General features: G+C 48.5%; 4 protein-coding genes. All 4 read right to left on the bottom strand.

What is annotated here, in order from left to right:
* Nucleotides 1-117 precede the first annotated feature (117 nt).
* From PN498_RS04035 to PN498_RS04020, 4 genes are read right to left on the bottom strand one after another with little or no spacing between them, the layout of a single operon-like run.
* Nucleotides 118-294 (bottom strand): hypothetical protein, encoded by a 177-nt coding sequence (locus PN498_RS04035; protein ID WP_272061399.1) that lies wholly within the window; start codon nt 292-294, stop codon nt 118-120.
* Nucleotides 295-348: 54 nt separating this feature from the next.
* Nucleotides 349-1,329, bottom strand: coding sequence for an HNH endonuclease (locus PN498_RS04030; RefSeq protein WP_272061398.1), 981 nt, complete (start codon nt 1,327-1,329; stop codon nt 349-351).
* A 20-nt stretch (nt 1,330-1,349) separates the two neighbouring features.
* Nucleotides 1,350-1,919, bottom strand: a complete 570-nt coding sequence (locus PN498_RS04025) for a hypothetical protein (RefSeq protein WP_272061397.1) — start codon at nt 1,917-1,919, stop codon at nt 1,350-1,352.
* Between the two features lie 30 nt (nt 1,920-1,949).
* The gene (locus PN498_RS04020; RefSeq protein WP_272061396.1) at nt 1,950-2,294 is read right to left on the bottom strand and encodes a hypothetical protein; all 345 of its coding nucleotides are present in this window, start codon (nt 2,292-2,294) and stop codon (nt 1,950-1,952) included.
* Nucleotides 2,295-2,545: the final 251 nt, after the last annotated feature.

Here is a 2,545-nt window from a genome sequence, read left to right as displayed (position 1 = left end):
GCTCAAACGGTTGCCTCAAGCCCATCCGCCTCCCGCCTGTGCCTCGAAGCGCAAACGAGAGACTTTAGACACGCGGATTGAGTTCTCCAAAGTGCTCAGATTCTCAGCGTGAGACACCTAAAAGTTTTCTGCACCACTAAGGGTTGGAAGGTTCGATGAGATAACGTTACGTTCCTCTGTCGAAGCAATAATATTATCTGTAGGTAAGCCGAATTGTTCTAAATAAGAAATAAATATGGGCGTTTCGACTGCAAGCTCATCGGGAACTACATGCTGAATTGGATTTTCGCTCATTGCCTTAACCTCAATATTAATATTTTTGGTGATACACTATGATGTCCATAGAACTTACAAATATGTTCGATCTTGGGCGATTTGCCATCTTGCTCGGTGCCAACGTAACCCCTCTATGTTTGGCATAAACTTTTTATCTGTTGGTAACCCAATCGTCTCACCGTGAAATGCTGTCATATCTCTGCTCCCTACTGCTGGTTGTTCTGTAAATCGCTCTTCTGGGATCAAAATTCGATAACTATCATCAACCCCAAACCACCCATGATCAAATGCCCAATGATGGTTTTTACAGAGTGCCAAACCATTTACAAAGCGATCATCTCGAAACTCCGAAAACGGTTTGATATGCGCTCCATCGACAATGTTCTGTCCATCGGCGCTAATAATCCTTAAGCCACAAAACGCACAACGTTGGTCATACAGGGACACCACAATCTTTCGAAAGGCCCCATTCCTGACAACGATATTTTCCTCGTCCTTCAAGTCATCAACGTTGTACGTTGCCCCGCCTTCTCTCAGTAGTTGGCTCTTCACAGACTCAAATTCATCAATTAGTGAAAGTTGCTCCACTTTGGAGGACTGACCCGAAAACCAACTATCGATCAACACCCGTAGCAAAATTACTCGCTGTCCTGGGTCTTGCAAGATCTCAAACAATTCCGGATCAAGCGATGCATACTCCACAATGCGCCTAACTGCGGTGACTCCTTTGCTCCCTAATCCTTTTGAGGTTGCAGTTTCACTGTCTGGGTAAAACGACAGGTGCCAAAACTTATCCCCAGTCAGATGCACAAATGGGAGCGAAATATCGGAGCGGTGGTCAGTGGTTACCAAGCTTCGCCAGTATTTCAGGAACGTTGAGATCAACTCTGGCGACAGCGGCACTTGATTGCGGCGAATCTTGCCCTGCTCAATCAGCTCAATGACCGAAATCAAAAGCACAGGCTTATGAGGCGCAGGGCCGCGATCGCGATGTCGATTTACGTTCAGCTTTGCGAACTTCTTGGCGTAGTATTGCAGGTCTTTGCGCATCATCCAGCCAGAGGCATCTGGGGCTAAGCTTCTTTGAGCCTGTCCATATACATAGCGTAGGCTTCCAAAAAGTACCCAGGAGGCTCCTGAAATTCATCTGTCTGTAAAATTTTCTTCACCTCGGCCAACCGTCCCGGAAACCAGCGACTCACTAAAACAGCCAACAGGCTTTCCCGAATAGAGGGATCCAGCAAGAAATCAAACAGGTCTTCATCCAGGTACGCATGACTGATCGCCCGCTTCACCTCTGCTAAAGTCTTCAGCTTAATCTCGGCAGCAAGCACCTGTTCAAAACCAGGATTTGTATACAGATGCCAAAACTTCCCGCTCTTCATATGAAAGAACGGACGAGCAATATCCGGGTGATGTTGAGGAGAGCCTAAGTAGCTCCAGTTCTTCAGAAACGTTCGATTAAACGACTCTGTAAGTTCAATCCGGTTTTCGGTGATCCGGCTTTTCGCAAACGATTCAATCACCGACAGCAGCAAAATCGGCTTGTGGGGTGCCACCCCATGCGCTCGATCTACCCGCAATCGCTGAAACTTCTTGGCGTAGTAGTTAAGCGTTTCAATGTCCGCGATCGCGTTCTGCATTCCAGAAGTAGATGTCGTTGCGGCATCATTCTACGCCAGCCACGCTAGCCGGTCCTTCACGACCTGTTCCAATTCCCGCTCAAACTCACGAATCAGCACTCGCTCAATGACCTGATTCCGCTCCTGAAGTCCGCGCATGATCGCCTCAATATCCTCATCCGACAACTTCGGAGAGGTCACCAACCGCATCTGCCCCCCAGACCGGATAAACGCGGTCAGCCCCTGGGCCACTGCCGCCATCGATGAGCTGGAGAAAAAGCCCACTGCCCGGTTATAGACCGTAGAGCGTTCCAAGCAGGGAATGTAAAAATCTTGAAGGAGGTTGTCGCGGTCGCTGCGATATTCATCCTGAATCTGTAGCTCTTTCAGGCTCAAAGTCGCAAACCATAACACCTCTGCCCACGAGTATAGGCAACCTAAAAGCTAGCCTCCCAATGTTTGTGAAGCGATCGTCACATTTGGAATGGCTTTCCAGCAATTCAAACGGGAGCACGTCATCCGCTCATGGTAGAAAAAATATCCTAGAAGATATCGTTTCTATTCGGTGATAGTCATGACCCCCGAGGACCGTCAGCAACTGGATTCCCATGTCCGCGCAATCGCAGCGATTCTGCATAGCGACGCGC

Origin of the sequence: Oscillatoria sp. CS-180 (assembly GCF_028330965.1) — a bacterium.
Taxonomy (GTDB): Bacteria; Cyanobacteriota; Cyanobacteriia; order Phormidesmidales; family Phormidesmidaceae; genus Halomicronema.
This window is presented reverse-complemented; position numbering and strand designations above follow the sequence as displayed.

What these genes read in the sequence shown, in the direction of transcription:
- PN498_RS04035 (WP_272061399.1), bottom strand. Translation starts at nt 294, where the DNA reads ATGAGCGAAAATCCAATTCAGCATGTAGTTCCCGATGAGCTTGCAGTC.
- PN498_RS04025 (WP_272061397.1), bottom strand. Translation starts at nt 1,919, where the DNA reads ATGCAGAACGCGATCGCGGACATTGAAACGCTTAACTACTACGCCAAG.
- PN498_RS04030 (WP_272061398.1), bottom strand. Translation starts at nt 1,329, where the DNA reads ATGATGCGCAAAGACCTGCAATACTACGCCAAGAAGTTCGCAAAGCTG.